We start from the raw sequence: 19,911 nt of genomic DNA, 5'->3' as shown, positions 1-19,911 counted from the left end.
CCCACCGTCGCGGGTGGGGGGGCAGGAACCTTACATGGACCCGGATTGAACAGGCTTCGCAGCTTATTCAATCCGAGTGCATATCAGTTGGTCTTGCTGAGTTTCAGGCGGTACTTGTTGAAGGGGCTGTCGTCGTCCTGCCCCTCGCTGATGTCGTAGCTGGTGACGGCCAGGAAGTAGTTGCCGTCGGCCGGCAGCGTGAAGTTCAGTTCGGAATCCGAATCCCCGGCGCCGCGGTCGTCATTGACTTCCAGGACCTTGCCGGTCGGGTCGAGCAGGTACACGAACGAGTCGAGCTGACCGCCGAACTGGATGCGGGCCTGCACCTCGGCGCGGATGGCGTCGCCCTTCTTGCCGCTGAAGGTGAACACGTCGAAGTCCTGGGGTTTGCCGTAGATGTACGCCGTCTGGGTGGTCTGCCCGTACGCGATGGGCGCGGCGTTCCCGAGGTCGTCGTTGGGTTCGTAAGGGTCGGTGGGGTTGGTGTCCACGAACGCGGCGGGCAGCAGCAGGCGCTTGCGGTCCGGCGCGGCGTAGGTGCTGCCGCTCGTGGCGGTCAGGGTGCCCACGAACGTGCCGCGCTCGTCGGTCTTGCCGCCAGTGGTGCTCAGATCCGGGCCGGCGATGTACAGGTCGTACGTGCCGGGCGCGATCTCGCTGAAGCGCACGTCGCCGTTCTCGTCGGTGGGACTCAGGTACAGCGGGGTGGGGTCGTCGGTGGCGCCGGCGCGCATGCCCTGGCCGCGCAGGATCACGTCGCCCAGGATGCCCTTCTGGGTGCCGCTGCCGTTCACGTACGAGAGGTTCACGTGGACGTTCGCGCCGCGGGCGGGCAGGGCGGCGCAGTCGGTGAGGGTCTGCGCGATCTTCCCGGCATCCAGCGCGCCCCAGCCGGTGTCACGGTCGAAGCCGGTGGGGTTGCTGCCGATGGCGCCGTTGGCGTTCATCTCCATCACGCGGCGCACCTGGTAGGGCGTGGCGGCCGGGCATTTCTGCAGGACCAGCGCGGCCACCGCGGCCGTGTACGGTGACGAGAAGCTCGTGCCGGAGATCAGGGCGTACCCGCCGCCCTGCCAGGTGGGCCGGGCGAGCATGGTGTCCTGGCCAGGAGCGCTGCTGGAGATGTGACGGCCGGTGGTGCTGAACGTCACCTTGCGGTTGCTGCCGTCCAGCGCGCCAGACGCGATGATGCCGGGCAGGGCCGCCGGGTACTGGAATTCGTCGTGGTAGGAGTTGCCCATGCTGGCCACGACGGTCGTGCCGTTCGCCATGGCGTAGTCGAAGGCGTCCTTGACCGGCCCGAAGCTCACGCCGCCGCCCCAGGAGTTGTTGATGACCCGCGCGCCGTTGTTGGTGGCCCACACCGCCCCGAGCGCGATGTTGAAGCTGGAGTACCCGCCGGGGTTGAACATCACGACCGGCATCCACTTGGCTTCGTAGGCGAGGCCGACGATGCCCTGGCCGTTCTTCGCGGCGATGATGCTGGACGCCACGTACGTGCCGTGGTCGTTCTCGGGTTTCTGGAAGTACTTGGCCCACTCGGCGCCGTTGGTGTACGTCTTGGCCTGCGCGGGATCGAAGGCCTTCCCGGCCCAGTTGGGCGCGAGGTCCGGGTGGGTCACGTCGCCCGGATCGTCGATGACGGCCACCAGCACACCCTTGCCGGTCAGGCCCTTGTCCCAGGCGGCCTTGGCGTTCAGGTGGCGGGGGTCGAGCGCGTACTGCGGCAGTTCGTCGAAGATCTGGTCGGCGCTGGCCGCCTGGGCGTTCAGGCCCGCCCCGGCGACGGGCGTGGGGTCGCCGCGCTGCGGGGTGACGACCACGTTCGCGCGGGCGTAGCGGACGCCGCTGACTTTCGAGCCGGTCCCGGCGACTTTCAGGGCGTCGCCCGGCACGCGGATCAGCGCGGTGCGGATCTCCGGGATGGTCCGGACGACCGTGCCGTTCATGGCGGCGGCGGCGGCGTTCAGGCCGGCCTGGGTGTCGTACCCGACGACAACCTCATTGCGCACGTACTGCGTGGTGCCGGCGGTGGCGAGGTCGGTGTCGGCGGGTGCCGGCGCGGCGACGGGAGCGGCGGTCTGGGTGGAGCACGCGGCGAGCAGGGCGGTCAGGCCCAGCACTCCGAGGGTCAGTGGGAGGTTCTTACGCATCAGGGGGTTCCTCACAGGGCAAAGCACGGTCGGGGAAAGGTCAGGAGAGGACGGGGAGGTCGCGGGGTTACTTCTCGCCGGTGATGAAGTCCCAGTTGAGGTTCACGGGGCGCGTCTGATTGATGGGCGCTTCCTGCGCGGACGGCCAGGTGAACACCGAGTACGCCGAGATGCGGTTGCCCTCGTCCGGGGCGTAACGGTACGCGAAGCCGGAGTACATCTCCCACTTGTAGGGCCGCAGGGGTTGCAGCGGGGTCGTCACGAACGAGTTCAGCGGGAGGCTGACGGTGTGCGCCGCCGTGTCCACGCTGGCGCGACCGGGGTTGCTGGGCAGGTACCGGCCGCCGGTGTCGGCCAGGATGGACGCGGCCGTGGTGGGCGCCCCCAGGACCGGGCCGGTGCTCGTGAACACCAGCGACTGGCCGGGCGTGACGCCGTTCCCGCCGCTGCCGGTGCCTTCCTCGACGCGGATCAGGGCGTTGGAGGCCGTGCCGGGCAGGTTGTAGCCGCCCAGGGTCATCAGGTCACGCAGGCGCAGGTTGAAGGCCGCGCCGTCCGCGCCGATGGCGGTCTGGTTATGCCCCAGGACGAAGGTGGGGGTCAGGCTCACGCCGGTGGATTCGTCGGCGGGACCCTGGAAGGTCGGCGTGAACTGCGCCAGGGGCGTGGTGCGGCTGTCGTTGCCGGCCACGCTGTTCGCGCCGCGCGCCTTGACGCGGTACGTGAAGGTCTTGCCGACGCTCAGGTCGCTGCTGGTGTCCCGGAAGTTGTAAGGGCGGGTCGCCTGGTTGGTGCTGCACGAGGTGGTTGCTGCGCCGCCGACCGTGCCGATCTTCTGGAAAGTGGTGCCGTCGCTGGAACGTTCGATGTCGAACGCGAAGGGCGTGGCGGCCACGTTGGTGTAGCACCAGCGGACGTCCACGAACACGCCGCTGCCGTTCGGGGCGGCGTCGGGGGTGGGCGCGTCGTAGGGGGTGGTCCACGAACCTTCCTGCTTCAGGGTGAAGGCCGTGGCGGCCACTCGGGTCGGGGCGGTCACGGTGGGGGCCGCGGCCGCGCCCGTGTTGATCAGGTTGATCGGCACGACGTAGCGGGAGTAGTTGTAGTTGTAGTCAACCGTCATGATTTCCAGGTAGACGCGCTCGCCGGTGGCGCTCCCGAACCCGGCGGTGAAGTTGCCGCTGGTGGTCACCTTGTCCGTGTCGATCACGCCAGTCTGGTCCTGGGGCGGCGAGTAGTTCCAGTTGCTGGCGGTGGTGGAGCCGGTCACGCCGCCGCTGCCGGGCGTGCGGCCCAGCTGCGCGTACATGATGCGGATCGGGCCGACGTGGTCGCTGGTGGGGGCGGTCTTGATCCGGAAGTCGATCTTGTCGGTGAAGGTCGCGCCCGCGATAGGGCTGCCGTCGGCGCGGGTGATGACCAGCGTGGCGGGGTTGGTGGTGGCGCTCGTCTCGAAGGCGGGGCGCTGTACGAGGCTCACGCTGGGCGTCTCGGTGCCCACCACGACGCCGTACAGGTCCGAGCCGGCCATGCCGGTCTTGCGCGCGCGGAGGTCGTAGGTGCCGGCGCTCAGGCCGCTGAGGGTGAAGGTGCCGTCGGCGCCCGTGGTGACGGTGCCGAGCGCCTTGCCTTCGCGCAGCACGGTGATGGTGCTGCCCGCGACGGGCGCGCCGATGTTCTGGTCCACGACCGTGCCCCTGAGCGGGGCGGTGTTGGCGGTGATGGCGACCGTGACGTCGGTGCTGCCGCTGGCCTTGTTGCCGGCGGCGTCGTAGGCGGTGGCGGTGTAGGTACGCTTGCCGTTGTTGAGCGCATTGACCGTGGTGGTGAATTCGAAGGGCGAGCTGGTGTCCTCGCCGACCTTGGTGGTGCCCTCGAAGAACTCGACGCGGGTCACGCCGTTCTCGTCCTTGGCATCGGCTTTCAGGGTGAGAGTGCCGTCAGCGGTGACGGGGTTGGGCGTGGCGGTCAGCGTCACGGTGGGGGCGGTGGTGTCGCTGGGCGTGGTGTTGGTGCTGCCGCAGCCGATCAGGAGGGTGCCGAGCAGAAGGGCAGTGCCGATGGAGCTTGGTTTCAGGGCCATGGGGTGGGGTGACTCCTTGATGAGGGCGCGTGATAAAGGGCAAGGAATGGCCGCGCCGGTCCAGGTCCGGGCGCGCGGACTGAACACGGGAGATGGACGGCCAAGTTTCAGAACGCAGAAGTCCTTGCGGAACTTCTGAGACCACAGGCCGAATCATGTATGACTCGTGAGGTTGAGCCTACGGGGGTGGGGGGGGGTGGGTCAAGTCAAACTGTCAATGTGTCAGATCATGGTCAGGCGGCCTGCCTAGACCAGCAATACAATGCCTGCACACTCTTTTTGTGTGGTCGCTACCAGACGACAGGTCAAATAAGGCGTGACAGAGCACGTTTCTTTTCTGAGTGACTTGTACCCCTGGCAACCGTCTGACCCTGGATGAAGAGTTCATAAACCCCCTGCCCCGGCGCGCTGTCCCACATGCCGGGCCGACTCCGGGTGGCATACTGAACCCAGTCCACAATTCAGCGCCCAGGTCGCCCCGGCCCACCGCCGGCCCGCTCCTGACCCCAGCCGGTCACCGCGACCGGACCCCACGGAGGCCCCCATGACCGCATCCACCCACACCAGCCCACCCGCCCCCGACGGCGTCCACTACCGCGCCTGCAACCTCTGCGAGGCCATCTGCGGCCTGAAGATCACCGTGCAGGGCGGCCGCGTCACCGACGTGCGCGGCGACCCCGACGACCCCCTGAGCCGCGGCCACATCTGCCCCAAGGGCACGGCGCTGCCCGACCTGCACGCCGACCCGGACCGCCTGAAAACCCCCATGCGCCGCGTCGGGGACAGCTGGGAACCCATGGAATGGGACGCGGCCCTCGACCACGTCGCCGCGCGCCTGCGGGCCGTCCGGGAGCAGCACGGCCCCGACGCCGTCGCCACCTTCCAGGGCAACCCCAGCGTGCACAACAGCGGCACCCTGCTGTCCGCCGGGGCGTTCCTGAAAGCCCTGGGCAGCCGCAGCCGCTACACCGCCACCAGCATCGACCAGCTGCCGCACCACTTCGCCGGGGCCGAGATGTTCGGACACCCACTCCTGCTGCCCATCCCCGACGTGGACCGCACCGACTTCTTCCTGATGATGGGCGCCAACCCGCTCGCCAGTAACGGCAGCATCATGACCGCGCCCGGCATCCGCGACCGCCTGAAAGCCATCCGCGCGCGCGGCGGCCGCGTCGTGCTGCTCGACCCGCGCCGCACCGAGAGCGCCGAGTACGCCACCGACTTCCACCACATCCGCCCCGGCACCGACGCCCTGTTCCTGCTGGCCCTGCTGAACGAGGTCTTCGCCAGCAACCTGGAACGCACCGCACACCTGGGCGGCGTCATGACCGGCCTGGATTCCCTGAAGGCCGCCGCCGCGCCCTTCACGCCCGAGGCCGTGGAGGCCCGCACGGGCGTCAGCGCCGGCGTGACCCGCGAACTCGCCCGCGCGTTCGCCACCGCGCCCCGCGCCGCCGCGTACGGCCGCATCGGCCTGAGCATCCAGGAATTCGGTGGGCTGTGCCAGTGGCTCGTGAACGCCCTGAACGCCGTCACCGGCCACCTCGACACGGTGGGCGGCGCGATGTTCCCCGCCCCCGCCTTCGACCTGCTCGCCGGCGCGAAAGCCGGCGCGACCCACCACGGCCGCCACCACACCCGCGTGCGCGGCCTGCCGGAATTCGACGGCGAACTCCCGAACGTCGCCCTGGCCGAGGAGATCCTGACACCCGGCGACGGCCAGATCCGCGCGCTGGTCACCGTCGCCGGGAACCCCGTCCTGTCCGTCCCGGACGGCGCCGCCCTGGACCGCGCCCTCGGGAGCCTGGACTTCATGGTCAGCATCGACCCCTACCTGAACGAAACCACCCGCCACGCCCACGTGATCCTGCCGCCCGCCTTCGGCCTGGAAGTCCCGCACTACGACGTGATCTTCCACCACTTCGCCGTGCGCAACACCGCCCGCTACTCCCAGCCGGTCTTCCCGATCCGCCCCGACCAGCGCTTCGACTACCAGATCTTCGACGGCCTCGTGCAGCGCCTGACCGGCAAGGCCCTCGCCACGCCCGAACAGCGCCTGGGCGCCGGCCTCGCCCACGGCCGCAGCGGCCTGACCCTGGACGACCTGAAAGCCAACCCGCACGGCGTGGACCTCGGCCCACTGCAACCCTGCCTGCCCGGCCGCCTGCTGACCGCCACCGGCGAACTGCACCTCGCGCCCGCCCCGATGCTCGCCGACCTGCCCCGCCTGCGCGCCACCCTCGACCAGACGCCCGAACCGCTCGTCCTGATCGGCCGCCGGCAACTGCGCAGCAACAACTCCTGGATGCACAACACGCCCCGCCTGATGCGCGGCCCCGACCGCTGCACCGTGCAACTCAACCCCGCCGACGCCCAGGGTCTCGAACACGGCCAGACCATCCTGATCCGCTCCCGCGTCGGCGAGATCACCGCGCCCCTGGAAATCACGGACACCGTCATGCCCGGCGTCGCCTGCCTCCCCCACGGCTTCGGACACGCCCGCAGCGGCACCCGCCTGAGCACCGCCGCCCGGCACGCCGGAGCCAGCCTGAACGACCTGACCGACCCCACGCGCATCGACGCCCTGACCGGCAACGCCGCCGTGAACGGGACCCCCATCACCGTCCACGCCACCGAGCAGGTAGGGGAGAGCGCCGCCGACTGACGGACGGCGAGTGCGCGGCTGACCTCCGCCCCGGTCACTCCCTGCCACAACCTCTCCCCAACAACGATGCGGAGGCCCCCGGTGTGATCTGCCGGGGGCCTCCACTCAGGCCTGATGGCGCTTTACACGGACTGCCGTTTGTTTCGCCGACAATCCGGAACTTCACCGCCCCTGCCGGCTCCACGTCCGGAGGGGCGTTTCTCTCCTTCTCTGCGGGGCAACTATACGAGTCGCATCCGCTCGGACCGGGCGGGCTTTGCAGCCCATTCAATCGGAGTCCGGATCAGTCCTGTGGGGAGTCGTTACCGCTGCTCTCCGCTGGCCCCACGCCCACCTGCGCGACGAGTGCCCGGCCGTGCCCGTCGATGCGGTAGGGGCCGGTCGCGGCAGGAATCAGGACGGTCTGGTGGGTGTGCAGGGGCAGGCTCTGGTTTCCGGCAAGCAGGGTCAGGGTGTCGCTGAGGGCAGTCACCAGGGCGAAGCGGCCGGCGGTGTTCTGCTCGATGCCGCCGCTCACGCCGGTCAGCGTGAACTGTTCGCAGCGGACCAGTTCGCCCAGCCCGCCGGTCTGCGCGGCGGTGCGCAGCTCTCCCTGCCGGGCCGGGTCGGTCACGGCGACGCTCTCCTCGAGGTGCAGGGCGCGGCCGGCGCTGGCGGGGCGGTCCCAGTCGAACACGCGGTACGTGGTGTCACTGGCCTGCTGCACCTCGTACAGCAGCAGGCCCGGCCCCAGGGCATGCAGGGTGCCGGCCGGGATGAACAGCGTGTCGCCCTCCTGCGGCCGGTGCCGCTGGCTGAGGTCCAGGATGCCGCCCCCGCGGATGGCGTCCGCCAGGGCCTGCGGGGTCGTGCCGGGCTGCACGCCGGCCAGCAGTTCCCCGCCGGGTTCCACGTGCAGGAAATGCCACGCCTCGGTCTTGCCGCGCTCGCCGGGGCCGACCATCTCGCGGGCCTGCGCGTCGTTCGGGTGAACCTGCACGCTCAGCCAGTCGCGGCAGTCGAGCAGCTTGATCAGCAGCGGAAAACCAGACTGCGGGTCCCCCCCGGCACCCAGCAGCGCCGCCGGGTGCGCCTGCATGACGGCCGTGACGGTCTGCCCGGCCAGCGGGCCGCCGCTGACGACGCTCTGCCCGTCGGCCATCCAGGCCTCCCCGATGGGCGTGCCGTCCGGGGCGGGCGGCGCGAGGCGGTCACCGCCCCACACCCGCGCCTGGTAGCGGGGCGTGAGCGGCAGGAAGGCGGGCAGGTCGGCGTTCGTCGGGTGGGTCATGGCGGGCGTCCTTTGAGGAGTGGGGAGTGGGGTCGGGGAGGATGAAAGCTCGATTGTACGCAGGGCCTAGGCGGGCGTGCCGCGCAGGATCGCCTCGATGGCCTCCAGTTCCGCGTCGGTCAGGGGCGGGGCGTTCAGGGCGCCGGCAGCGTCGGTGATCTGCTCGGGACGGCTCGCGCCGATCAGGGCGCTCGTCACCTGCGGCCAGCGCAGCGCCCACGCCAGCGCCAGTTGCACCAGCGTCTGCCCGCGCGCGGCGGCCACGTCGTTCAGCGCGCGGACCTGCGCGATCCGCTCCGGGGTCACGGCGTCCGCCTTCAGGAACCCGGTGGCGCTCGCGGCGCGGGAATCGCCGGGAATGCCGTTCAGGTAACGGCTGCTCAGCAGGCCCTGCGCCAGCGGACTGAACACGACCGCGCCCACGCCCTCGTCCTCGAGCGCGCCGATCAGCCCGTCGGGTTCCAGCCAGCGGTTGAACATCGAGTAACTCGGCTGGTTCAGCACGAACGGCGTGCCCAGGTCCCGCAGGATGGCGGCCGCCTCGCGCAGCCGCGCCGCCGGGTAATTGCTGACGCCCACGTACAGCGCCCGCCCGCTCCGCACGATCTGGTCGAGCGCGCCCATCGTCTCCGCCAGCGGCGTGTCCGGGTCCGGGCGGTGGTGGTAGAACACGTCCACGTACTCCAGGCCCAGCCGCCTGAGGCTCGCGTCGCACGACGCCAGCAGGTACTTGCGGCTGCCCCAGTCGCCGTACGGGCCGGGCCACATGGTGTATCCGGCCTTGCTGGACACGATCAGCTCGTCCCGGAACGGCGCGAGGTCGCCGCGCAGCAGCCGCCCGAAGGTCTCCTCGGCGCTGCCGGGCGGCGGCCCGTAATTGTTCGCCAGGTCGAAGTGCGTGATTCCGGCGTCGAAGGCCGTGCGGACCATCGCGCGGGCGTTCTCGAAGCGGTCCACGCCGCCGAAGTTATGCCACAGGCCCAGCGACACGGCCGGCAGCCGCAGCCCGCTGCGGCCCGCGCGGCGGTAGGGAAGAGCCTCGTAACGCTGCGGATTCGGTTCGTAGGGCATGCAGGGCACCTCGCGAGGGGGGGGGAAGTGGAGCCGGACGGACGCCCATTCTGACAGCGGGCAGGCGCGTCCCGGTGATCGTGACCGGGACGCGCCTGCCCGCCGCTCGGGGGGCGGATGTTCAGGAGGCCATCTGGGCCCGCGCGGCCTCCTGCAACTGCCGCCACGCGACCTTGCCGGTCGGGCTGCGCGGCAGGCTGTCCACGAACTGCCAGTCGCGCGGGACCTTGTAGGTGGCCATCTGCTCGCGCGCCCAGGCTTCCAGTTCGGCCGGCGTGGCGCTCATGCCGGGACGCAGCACGATCAGCGCGCGGGCGCGTTCGCCGCTGCGTTCGTCCGGCACGCTGATCACGCAGGCCTCCTGAATGGCGGCGTGGCCGTGCAGCAGGTTCTCGACCTCGGCCGGCCAGACCTTCATGCCGGACACGTTCACCATGCGCTTCAGGCGGTCCGCGAAGTAGAAGTACCCCTCGTCGTCCATGTACCCCAGGTCGCCCGTGCGGAAGAACCGCTGTCCGCCGATGTCCATGAACGCCTCGGCGGTCGCGTCGGGGCGGTTCCAGTACCCCTGCATAACCTGCGGTCCCCGGATCACGATCTCGCCCGTCTGCCCGGCCGGAAGTTCCTGCCCGCTCTCGATGTCCACGATGCGGGAATCCACGTTGAACAGCGGAATGCCCAGGCACTGGAGTTTCTGGCGGCCCTTGGGGTTGCTGTGCGACTGCGCCATCGTCTCGGACAGACCGTACCCCTCGAGGAACATGATGCCCGTCAGGTCCAGCAGGCGCTGCCCGACCGACGCGGGCAGGCTGGCGCCGCCGCCCGTGACGCTGCGCAGCGACCCCAGGTCCGCCGGGTCGAAGTGCGGGGAGGCCATCAGGTCGATGACCATGGTGGGCGTGTTCGTCCAGAGCGTCACGCCCTGCGTGCGGATCAGGGTGCGGGCGGCGTCGCGGTCCCAGCGGGACATGATCACGACCCGCGCGCCGCTGCTCACGGCGCCCATCAGCGAGTTGATGAAGCCCGTCACGTGGAAGAACGGCAGGGCCGCCAGGAACACGTCCTCGACGGTGCTGTCCACCCACACGCCCGCGCCGAACACGTTCGCCTGCACGCTGCGGTGCGTGTGCATGCAGCCCTTGGGCAGCCCGGTCGTGCCGGACGTGTACGGCATGATGCACAGGTCGTCGGCGGTCACGTCCGCCATCGGGACCGGCGCGGCCTGGAGCGCGGTTTCCAGCGTCACGTCGCTGCCCTGCATCTCGGGTGTCAGGTCCAGCCCGTCGGGCAGCGCGACCCCGGCGCGGGCGGCGTCCGTGCCGTGCATGACGTTCGCCACGACCGCGTGCGCCAGTCCGCCCTGCTTGGCCCGTTCGTACAGTTCCGCGCCGACCACGCCCACGCGGATGCCGGCGTCCTGCAGGAAGAACCCGAACTCGCGGGCCTGCAGCATGGGGGCCAGCGGCACCACGACCGCGCCCAGGTGCCACGCGGCGAAGGCGCTGATCACCCAGGCGGGACTGTTCTGCATCCACACGGCCACGCGGTCGCCCTTGCCGACGCCCTGCGCGGCGAGGTGCCCGGCGAGCCGCTCGGCCTGCTCGCGCAGCTCGCGGTACGTGATCTCGCGGCCGTAGTGCCACAGCGCGACCTTGTCGGGGTAACGGTCGGCGGACACGTGCAGGCTGTGCATCAGGCCGGTGGCGGGCAGCGTCAGGGACCGGGGTTTCCCGGCGGGCCAGTAGCGGGTAGGAGCAGGAGCAGTCGTCATAGGAACCTCCGTGGCAGTGAGACGGCGGCCCCCTGGGTCCAGACAACGCGGGTGGACCGCCGAAAACAGGTTGTGGGTGCCCCGAGTGTAGCGCAGCCCCGCGCCCCGGCAAGCGCGATTCGTCTGCCCAGCTGCCCGGCCCGGCCGTGAGCAGACCTTCATACATGGGCAGGTACGGGAAGTGACGTGCCACACGCCCGAATTCCCCGAATGAAAAAAAGCGCGTCTGGGAGGGGGTTTCCGGGCGTGTGGTCGGCGGAAGGGCGTGCTGGCGGGCATTCCCGCCCCCTCCCCCCCCTTCCCAAGGGCGCGGCGGTATGTCATGCTGCTCACCATGACGAAAAAGTCTGCTAAAGCCCCCGCCAAGAAGCCCGCTGCCAAGGCCGCTCCCGCCGCCAAGGCCGCCACCAAGGCCGAGAGCACCAAGGTCGCCAAGACCCAGCTCGTGGAAATGGTCGCCGACAAGACCGGCCTGACCAAGAAGCAGAGCGAGGAAGCCGTCAGCGCCATGCTGGACGTCATCGTGGGCGCCATCAAGGGCGGCCAGAGCGTCGGCCTGCCCGGCCTGGGCACCCTGAGCGTCAAGGCCACCGCCGCCCGCACCGGCGTGAAGCCCGGCACCAGCGAGAAGATCCAGATTCCCGCCGGCAAGAAAGTGGCCTTCAAGGTCGCCAGCACCCTCAAGGGCAACCTGTAAGAAACGGTCTGACCGTTTGAAGGGAGGCGCGGCCACTGCGGCCGCGCCTTCCGTCTTGTGGTTCCGCGCTACACGGCTCCGGCGGCGGCGCGGCCCGCGATCCGGCCGCTGAACAGGCAGCCGCCCAGGAAGGTGCCTTCCAGCGCGCGGTAGCCGTGCAGGCCGCCCCCGCCGAAGCCCGCGACCTCGCCCGCCGCGTACAGGCCGGGAATGGGCTGCCCGCCCTGCCCCAGCACGCGCGCGCTCAGGTCGGTTTCCAGGCCGCCGAGGGTCTTGCGGGTCAGGATGTTCAGTTTCACGGCGATCAGCGGGCCGCTCTGCGGGTCCAGCAGCGGTCCCGGTTTCGCCACGCGCACCAGTCGGTCGCCCAGGTAGGCGCGGGCGCCGCGCAGCGCGGTGATCTGCGGGTCCTTCCCGAAGGGGTTGGCCAGGGCCGCGTCGCGCGCGTGAATCTCGCGGCGGACCTGTTCGGGGTCCAGCAGGCCGTCGCCGGTCAGGTCGGCCATGCCACGCAGCAGCTCGTCCAGGGTGTCGCGCACCACGAAGTCCTCGCCCTTATCCATGAAGGCCTGCACGCTGGGCGACACGCGGCTGCCCACGCGGCCCAGCGTGGCGCGGATGTCCCGTCCGGTCAGGTCGAGGTTCTGTTCCGAACCGCTGAGCGTGAATTCCTTCTTGATGACCGCGCGGTTCAGCACGAACCACGTGTACGGCCAGCCGCGCGTGGTGATGTGCGTCAGGGTGCCGAGCGTGTCGAAGCCCGGCGCGTGCGGGTACGGCAGCCGCTCACCAGTGGGGGAGAGCCACAGGCTGCTCGGCCCCGGCAGCACGCGGATGCCGTGCCCCTGCCAGATGGGATTCCAGTTGCGCAGGCCCTCGGTGTAGTGCCACATGCGGTCCGGGTTGATCAGGTTCGCGCCCTGCGCGTGCACCGTCTGCTGCAACTGCCCGTCCACGTGCGCCGGGACGCCCGCCACCATGAACGCCGGGGGTTCACCCAGCCGTTCACGCGGCCAGTTGCGGCGCACCAGATCGTGGTTCCCGCCGATCCCGCCGGACGTCACGACGACCGCCCCGGCCCGCAGGTCGAAGTCCCCGACGACCACGCGGGAACTCGCCTCGCCGCGCGCGACCGCCGAGGGTTCCAGCACGTCGCCGCGCACGCCCGCCACGGCCGGGCCGTCGAACACCAGTTCCCGTACCCGGTGCCGGAAGTGCGCGCGGATGCGTCCGGACAGCAGGTGGGCGCGCACGCGCCGCTCGAACGGTTCGACCACGCCCGGCCCGGTGCCCCAGGTGATGTGGAAGCGCGGCACGCTGTTGCCCGGCCCCAGCGCGCCCTGCCCGCCCCGCTCGGCCCAGCCGACCACCGGGAACAGTTTCAGGCCCTGCGCGGCCAGCCAGGAGCGTTTCTCGCCCGCCGCGAAGTCCACGTACGCCTGCGCCCACTGCCGGGGCCAGTGATCCTCGGGCCGGTCGAAACCGGCGGTGGTCATCCAGTCGCTCAGGGCCAGTTCGCGGCTGTCGCGGATGCCCAGGCGGCGCTGCTCGGGGCTGTCCACCAGGAACAGGCCCCCGAAGGACCAGAAGGCCTGCCCGCCCAGGTTCTGCTCGCCCTCCTGGTCCAGCAGCAGCACGCGCTTGCCGGCGTCGGCGGCCTCGGCGGCGGCGACCAGTCCGGCCAGTCCGGCTCCCACCACGATGATGTCTGCGTTCGGTTCGCTCATGGGTTCTCCCTGGGTTCAGGTCGGGCCTGCCTGCGCCCGCTCTGTGTGGTGCCGCGTGGCGCGGCTGGATTCGGAACGCCGCCATTGTGCCGCAATCCGCGCTGTTCTGTACCGGGTTCACTGGACGACCCGGCCCCTTTCCTGCCCAGACGAGCGGCGTGCGCAGCGGCCACTCCTGCCTTATGCTGGGCGGGTACCCAATCAGGCCGTTGTTCTGCATGGATAACCAGCGGCCCGCCCCAGACACCGCGTCCGGCGTGAACCATGCGTCCGCCCTTGAAGGCCTTCAGGCCGGTGGGCGCAGGGCGCCGGGTGTTTCCCACCGCACGAAGGGTGGTCAAGGAGCGACATGCAGACAGTGAACCTGACCTTGAACGGCCAGCCGCGCGAGCTATCGGCCGGCGCGCACACGAACCTCCTGAACACGCTGCGGGCGCAGGGCCTGACCGGCTGCAAGGAAGGCTGCGCCGAGGGCGAGTGCGGCGCCTGCGCGGTCCTGATCGCCCGCGACGACGGGCAGGGCGGCACCCGCTGGGACAGCGTGAACGCCTGTCTGGTGACGCTGGCCGCCGTGGACGGCGCGCAGGTCGTGACCAGCGAGGGTCTGGGCTCGCCCGCCGCGCTGCACCCGGCGCAGCGGGAACTGGCGGTGCGGGGCGGCTCGCAGTGCGGGTACTGCACGCCGGGTTTCGTGGTCAGCATGGCCGCCGAGTACCTGCGCCCGGACCGCGTGGACGGCCAGCACGGCGCCGCCAACGGCTTCGACCTGCACGCCCTGAGCGGGAACCTGTGCCGCTGCACCGGCTACCGCCCCATCGCGGACGCCGCGTACGCGCTGGGCACGCCGGACGCCGCCGATCCCCTCGCGGCGCGCCGCGCCCGGCCCGCCCCGGTCCCGCGCCCCACGGCCCTGAACGCCCCGGACGGCGCGTTCCACCGGCCCGCGACCCTGGCTGAAGCCCTGGACCTCCTCGCCGCGCACCCGGACGCGAAGCTGCTGTCTGGCGGCACCGACTGGGGCGTGGAGGTGAACCTGCGCCACGCGCGGGCCGCCGTGACGGTCGCCGTGGATCACCTGCCGGAACTGCGGGTGTTCGAGGAGGGCGCGGACTCGCTGCTGCTGGGCGCGGGCCACAGCCTCAGCGAGCTGGAACGCCGCCTGGACGGGCGCGTGCCGCTCCTCTCGGCGTGGTTCCCGCAGTTCGCCAGCCGCCTGATCCGCAACTCCGCCACGCTGGGCGGCAACCTGGGTACGGCGTCGCCCATCGGGGACAGCCCGCCCGTGCTGCTGGCTCTGGACGCCTCGGTGCAGCTCGTAGGCCCCGGCGGCGTGCGCGAGGTCGCGCTGGCCGACTACTTCACCGGCTACCGCCAGACGGTGCGGCAGCCGGGCGAACTGATCGCCGCCGTGCGGATTCCGCTGCCGCTCTCGCCGCTGACGGCCTTCCACAAGATCGCCAAGCGCCGCTTCGATGACATCTCCAGCGTGGCGGTGGGGTACGCGCTGGACGTGCGCGGCGGCGTGGTCATGCGTGCCCGCATCGGCCTGGGTGGCGTGGCCGCCACGCCCCTGCGCGCCGTCGAAACTGAGGCCGCGCTGGAAGGGCAGCCCTGGACGGAGGCGACCGTCCGGACAGCCGCGCGCCTGCTGGGGCAGACCGGCACGCCCCTGAGCGACCACCGGGCCAGCGCCGCCTACCGCGCCGCGATGCTGGAACAGAGCCTGCTGAAACTCTGGTTCGAATCGCAGTCCGCTGAACAGGAGGTGGGCGCATGAGCCTGCACGAACGCCCGGCCGCCGCGCCCGTGGGCGAGGCCATCGCGCACGAGAGCGCCGCGCTGCACGTCACCGGGCACGCGCTGTACACCGACGACCTGGGCGTGCGGCTCCAGAACCTGCTGCACGCGTGGCCGGTCGGGTCGCCGCACGCGCACGCCCGCGTGACCGGCCTGGACATGGGGGCCGCACTGGCCGTGCCGGGCGTCGTGCGCGTCCTGACGGCCGCCGACGTGCCCGGCGTGAACGACGCGGGCGTCAAGGGCGACGAACCGCTGTTCCCCACGGAGGCCATGTACCACGGGCACCCGGTCGCGTGGGTGCTGGCCGATTCCGAGGACGCCGCCCGCCTGGGAGCCGCCGCCGTGCAGGTGACCTACGAGCCGCTGCCGTCGGTCATCACGGTCCGTGAGGCCATCGCGCAGGACGCCTTCCAGGGCGCGCAGTCCACCCTGGCGCGCGGCGACGTGACGGTCGGCTTCGAGCAGGCCGCGCACGTGTTCACGGGCGAGTTCGACATCGGCGGGCAGGAGCACTTCTACCTCGAAACGAACGCCGCGCTCGCGCACGTGGACGAGGCCGGGCAGGTGTTCATCCAGTCGAGCACGCAGCACCCGACCGAGACGCAGGAGATCACCGCGCACGTCCTGGGCCTGCCGTCCAGCGCCGTGACCGTGCAGTGCCTGCGCATGGGCGGCGGCTTCGGCGGCAAGGAGATGCAGCCGCACGGCTACGCGGCGGTCGCGGCGCTGGGAGCCACCCTGACCGGACGACCCGTCCGGCTGCGCCTGAACCGCACGCTGGACATGACCCAGACCGGCAAACGCCACCCGTTCCACGCCGCCTGGAAGGCCGGCTTCGACGCCGACGGCCGCTTCACGGCGCTGGAGGTCACCCTGACCAGCGACGGCGGCTGGAGCCTGGACCTGTCCGAACCGGTCATGGCGCGCGCCCTGTGCCACCTGGACAACGCGTACTTCATCCCGCACGTCCACGCGCGCGGGCGGATCGCCAGAACGAACAAGACCTCGCAGACGGCCTTCCGGGGCTTCGGCGGTCCGCAGGGGATGCTGGTCACCGAGGACATCCTGGGCCGCGTGGCCCCGCTGCTGGGCCTGGACGCCCACGAGCTGCGGGCGCGGAACTTCTACCGGCCGGGCGAGGCGACCCCCTACGGCCAGCCCGTGCGGCACGCCGAACGCATGCACGACCTGTGGGCGCAGCTGCTGACGCGCAGCGACTTCCGGGAACGGCAGGCGGAAGTCGCCGCGTTCAACGCCGCGCACCCGCACCGCAAACGCGGCCTGAGCGTCACGCCGGTCAAGTTCGGGATCTCGTTCAACTTCACGGCATACAACCAGGCGGGCGCCCTCGTGCACGTGTACAAGGACGGCTCGGTGCTGATCAACCACGGCGGCACCGAGATGGGCCAGGGCCTGCACACGAAAATGATGCAGGTCGCCGCGACCGCGCTGGGCGTGCCGCTCTCCAGCGTGCGCCTCGCCCCGACCCGCACGGACAAGGTGCCGAACACCAGCGCCACCGCCGCCAGCAGCGGCGCGGACCTGAACGGCGGGGCCGTCAAGGACGCCTGCGACCAGATCCGAGCGAACCTCGCCGCCGTGGCCGCCGGAACGCTCGGCGTGCACCCGGACGACGTGCGCTTCGAGGCGGGGCGCGTGTTCCCGCTGGGCCACCCGGAACGCGGCCTGGACTGGAAGGCGCTCGTCCACGACGCATACCACCTGCGCACGCAACTGTGGGCGGCGGGTTTCTACCGCACGCCGGGCCTGCACTGGGACCGCGTGGCCATGCAGGGCGAGCCGTTCAAGTACTTCAGTTACGGGGCCAGCGTCACCGAGGTCGAGGTGGACGGTTTCACCGGCGCGTACCGCGTGCGCCGCGCCGACCTGCTGCACGACGTCGGGGACAGCCTCTCACCGCTGATCGACCTGGGGCAGGTCGAGGGCGGGTACGTGCAGGGCCTGGGCTGGCTGACGCTGGAGGAACTCCGCTGGGACGAATCCGATGGCCCGAACCGGGGTCGCCTCCAGACCCAGTCGGCCAGCACGTACAAGCTGCCCAGCTTCAGCGAACTGCCCGGGCAGTTCAACGTGGGCCTGCTGGAACGCGCCACCGAGACCGGCGTGGTGTACGGCTCCAAGGCCGTGGGCGAACCGCCGCTGATGCTGGCGATCTCGGCGCGCGAGGCGCTGCGCGAGGCCTGCGCCGCCTTCGGCCCGCCCGGACGGACCACGCCGCTGAACAGTCCTGCCACGCCCGAGGCCGTGTACTGGGCGCTGGACGCGGCCCGCGCCGCCCGCCCGCAGGAGGTGCCCGGTGACTGACGCCCGCGTGCGCGGTGGCCCCGCATGAACTGGCGCGAGGCCCTGAACGCCCTGCACGCGCGGGGCGAGGCGGGCGTGCTTGTCACGGTCGCTGCCGCGCGCGGGCACACGCCCCGCGAGGCCGGCGCGAAGATGCTCGTCAGCGCCGAACACACCTGGGACAGCGTGGGCGGCGGGAACCTCGAGGCGACCGCCGTGGACCGCGCCCGCGCCCTGCTGGCGACCGGCGCGACCGCACCGGACCTGATGACGCTGCGCCTGACGGACCGCGCCGCGAACGACCACGGCCGCCAGTGCTGCGGCGGCGAGGTCACGCTGCTGCTCGAACCCATGCAGGCCGCCCGCGCGCACGTCGCGGTGTTCGGCGTGGGACACGTGGGCCTGGAACTCGCGCGGATCCTGTCGCGGCTGCCGCTGCACCTGCACCTCGTGGACTCGCGCGCCGCGCAGCTGACCCCCGAGCGCCTGTCGGTCCTCTCGGACGCCGCCGCGACCCTGCACGTCCATCACTCGCCCATTCCCGAGATGACCCTGCACGACCTGCCCGCCGGCACGCACCTGATCGTCATGACGCACGATCACGCCGAGGACGCCGCCCTGATCGACGCCGCGCTGCGCAGGTCCGACCTGGGGTTCATCGGCCTGATCGGCTCGTCCGCCAAGTGGACCCGCTTCCAGACGCAACTGCGCGACCTGGGTCACCCGCCCGCCGCGCTGGCGCGTGTCACCACGCCCATCGGCCTGCCGGACCTGATCCGGGGGCCGCAGCGCAAGCACCCGGCCGTGATAGCGCTGGCCGTCGCCGCTCAACTCCTCCCGCTCATTCAGGCCGCACCTGTCCTCCCGACGCTGCCCGCCGCCCCAGAAAGGACCCCATGACCTCCCCCTCCACCGCCCCCACCCTGTACCGCGCCACCTACCTGCACACGCCCCGTAACCCCTTCACGCACCCGGACGCGCTCGACGCCCAGTCGGACGGCGGCCTGCTCGTCCAGGACGGCGTGATCCGCGCCGCCGGACCCTTCGCGGACATCCGGGCCGCGCACCCGGACGCCCCGGTCACCGACCTGCGCGGCGGCCTGCTGCTGCCGGGCTTCATCGACACGCACGTCCACCTGCCGCAGGTGCGCGTGATCGGCGGGCTGGGCCTGCCGCTCCTCGACTGGCTCGACCAGTGCGCCCTGCCCGAGGAGGCCCGCATGGCCGACCTCGCCTACGCGCGCGGCGTGGCCCGCGACTTCATCGGCGGCCTGATCGGCGCCGGCACGACCACCGCGCTGGTATTCGGGTCGCACTTCGCGGGCGCCGTGGACGCCTTCTTCGAGGAGGCCGGCCGCACCGGCCTGCGCGCCGTGGCGGGGCTGGTCGTCAGCGACCGCCTGCTGCGTGACGAACTGCACACCACGCCCCAGCGCGCCTACGACGAGGGCCGCGCCCTGATCGAACGCTGGCACGGCACGGGCCGCGCCCTGTACGCCGTCACGCCCCGCTTCAGCCTGTCGGCCAGCGAGGGCATCCTGGACGCCTGCGCCGCCCTGATGAAGGACTTCCCCGGCGTGCGCTTCACCAGCCATATCAACGAGAACACCCGCGAGATCCAGACCGTCCGGGACCTGTTCCCCTGCGCACGCGACTACCTCGACACCTACGAACGCGCCGGACTGGTCGGCCGCCACTCGGTCCTGGCGCACAACGTCCACCCGACCGACCGCGAACTGGGCGTCATGGCCGCGCACCGCTGCACGGCCGCGCACTGCCCGTGCAGCAACTCCGCGCTCGGCAGCGGCTTCTTCCCGCTGCGCCGCCACCTGGACGCCGGCGTGCACGTCTCGCTGGGCAGCGACGTGGGCGGCGGCACCGGCTTCAGCCTACTCAAGGAGGGCCTGCAGGCGCACTTCATGCAGAACCTGATGCCCGGCGGCGTCCCCCTGAGCCCCTCGCACCTGCTGTACCTCGCCACGCTCGCCGGGGCCGAGGCGCTGGACCTGCCGCACACCGGATCCTTCGAGCCGGGCCGCGCCTTCGACGCCGTGCACCTGAACCCCGCGCCCGGCACGCCCCTGGACGCCGTGTTCCGCCACGCCGCCAGCCCCGAACGCGCCCTGGCCGCCGCCTTCGCCACCGGCACGCCCGCCGACGTCGCCCGCGTCTGGATCGGCGGGGACACCGTCCTGGGCGGCTGACCCCAAAAGAGAGGCGCGCCCCTGGTCAATCCGGGGGCGCGCCTTTTGTTGTGCCTTGTGTGGAGTCCGTCTGTTTCGTCCTCCACCCGGAACCACCACCGGGTGGAGAACTCCACGCCCGGACCCCGCTCTGTTCCTGCTCGCTCCGCTCGGATGGAACGATCTG

Annotated in this window: 12 protein-coding genes; 6 read left to right on the top strand and 6 right to left on the bottom strand. The window is 71.4% G+C overall.

Annotated elements, in window-relative coordinates:
• Window positions 1-83 precede the first annotated feature (83 nt).
• Window positions 84-2,153: a S8 family serine peptidase gene (locus tag CBQ26_RS07380; RefSeq protein WP_088248007.1), complete on the bottom strand. Its 2,070-nt coding sequence runs from the start codon at window positions 2,151-2,153 to the stop codon at window positions 84-86.
• Window positions 2,154-2,220: 67 nt separating this feature from the next.
• Window positions 2,221-4,236: an Ig-like domain-containing protein gene (locus CBQ26_RS07375; protein WP_088248006.1), complete on the bottom strand. Its 2,016-nt coding sequence runs from the start codon at window positions 4,234-4,236 to the stop codon at window positions 2,221-2,223.
• Window positions 4,237-4,780: 544 nt separating this feature from the next.
• Here CBQ26_RS07375 and CBQ26_RS07370 point away from each other — a divergent pair.
• Window positions 4,781-6,901: a molybdopterin-dependent oxidoreductase gene (locus tag CBQ26_RS07370; RefSeq protein ID WP_088248005.1), complete on the top strand. Its 2,121-nt coding sequence runs from the start codon at window positions 4,781-4,783 to the stop codon at window positions 6,899-6,901.
• Between the two features lie 283 nt (window positions 6,902-7,184).
• On the opposite strand, the gene CBQ26_RS07365 is transcribed toward CBQ26_RS07370, so the two are convergent.
• From CBQ26_RS07365 to CBQ26_RS07355, 3 genes are all read right to left on the bottom strand, one after another.
• Window positions 7,185-8,171 (bottom strand): type I phosphomannose isomerase catalytic subunit, encoded by a 987-nt coding sequence (locus CBQ26_RS07365; RefSeq protein WP_088248004.1) that lies wholly within the window; start codon window positions 8,169-8,171, stop codon window positions 7,185-7,187.
• A 66-nt stretch (window positions 8,172-8,237) separates the two neighbouring features.
• Complete coding sequence (locus CBQ26_RS07360) at window positions 8,238-9,242, bottom strand: aldo/keto reductase (RefSeq protein ID WP_088248003.1); 1,005 nt, start codon at window positions 9,240-9,242, stop codon at window positions 8,238-8,240.
• Window positions 9,243-9,363: 121 nt separating this feature from the next.
• Window positions 9,364-11,013 (bottom strand): long-chain-fatty-acid--CoA ligase, encoded by a 1,650-nt coding sequence (locus tag CBQ26_RS07355; protein ID WP_088248002.1) that lies wholly within the window; start codon window positions 11,011-11,013, stop codon window positions 9,364-9,366.
• Between the two features lie 322 nt (window positions 11,014-11,335).
• Between CBQ26_RS07355 and CBQ26_RS07350 the strand changes: the two genes are divergently transcribed.
• Entirely contained in the window at window positions 11,336-11,710 is a 375-nt protein-coding gene (locus CBQ26_RS07350; RefSeq protein ID WP_088248001.1) for an HU family DNA-binding protein, read from the top strand.
• Window positions 11,711-11,778: 68 nt separating this feature from the next.
• On the opposite strand, the gene CBQ26_RS07345 is transcribed toward CBQ26_RS07350, so the two are convergent.
• Window positions 11,779-13,437 (bottom strand): FAD-binding dehydrogenase, encoded by a 1,659-nt coding sequence (locus tag CBQ26_RS07345; RefSeq protein WP_088248000.1) that lies wholly within the window; start codon window positions 13,435-13,437, stop codon window positions 11,779-11,781.
• Window positions 13,438-13,786: 349 nt separating this feature from the next.
• Between CBQ26_RS07345 and CBQ26_RS07340 the strand changes: the two genes are divergently transcribed.
• The 4 genes from CBQ26_RS07340 to guaD are packed head-to-tail and all read left to right on the top strand — an operon-like array spanning window position 13,787 to window position 19,745.
• The gene (locus CBQ26_RS07340) at window positions 13,787-15,214 is read left to right on the top strand and encodes a xanthine dehydrogenase small subunit (RefSeq protein WP_088247999.1); all 1,428 of its coding nucleotides are present in this window, start codon (window positions 13,787-13,789) and stop codon (window positions 15,212-15,214) included.
• Window positions 15,211-17,562 carry a xanthine dehydrogenase molybdopterin binding subunit gene (gene xdhB, locus CBQ26_RS07335; protein ID WP_088247998.1) on the top strand — a complete coding sequence of 784 codons (2,352 nt, stop codon included), beginning with the start codon at window positions 15,211-15,213 and terminating at the stop codon, window positions 17,560-17,562. Before CBQ26_RS07340 ends, xdhB begins: the two co-directional genes overlap by 4 nt.
• Before the next feature lie 24 nt (window positions 17,563-17,586).
• A complete protein-coding gene (xdhC, locus tag CBQ26_RS07330) occupies window positions 17,587-18,441 on the top strand; it encodes a xanthine dehydrogenase accessory protein XdhC (protein ID WP_088247997.1) in 855 nt (284 codons plus the stop codon).
• The gene (guaD, locus tag CBQ26_RS07325) at window positions 18,438-19,745 is read left to right on the top strand and encodes a guanine deaminase (RefSeq protein ID WP_088247996.1); all 1,308 of its coding nucleotides are present in this window, start codon (window positions 18,438-18,440) and stop codon (window positions 19,743-19,745) included. The genes xdhC and guaD overlap by 4 nt, the downstream gene beginning before the upstream one ends.
• The last annotated feature ends 166 nt before the right edge of the window (window positions 19,746-19,911 follow it).

This window comes from Deinococcus indicus (assembly GCF_002198095.1).
Lineage (GTDB): Bacteria > Deinococcota > Deinococci > Deinococcales > Deinococcaceae > Deinococcus > Deinococcus caeni.
The sequence above is the reverse complement of the archived record's forward strand: the minus strand, read 5'-3'. Positions and strand labels throughout refer to the sequence as shown.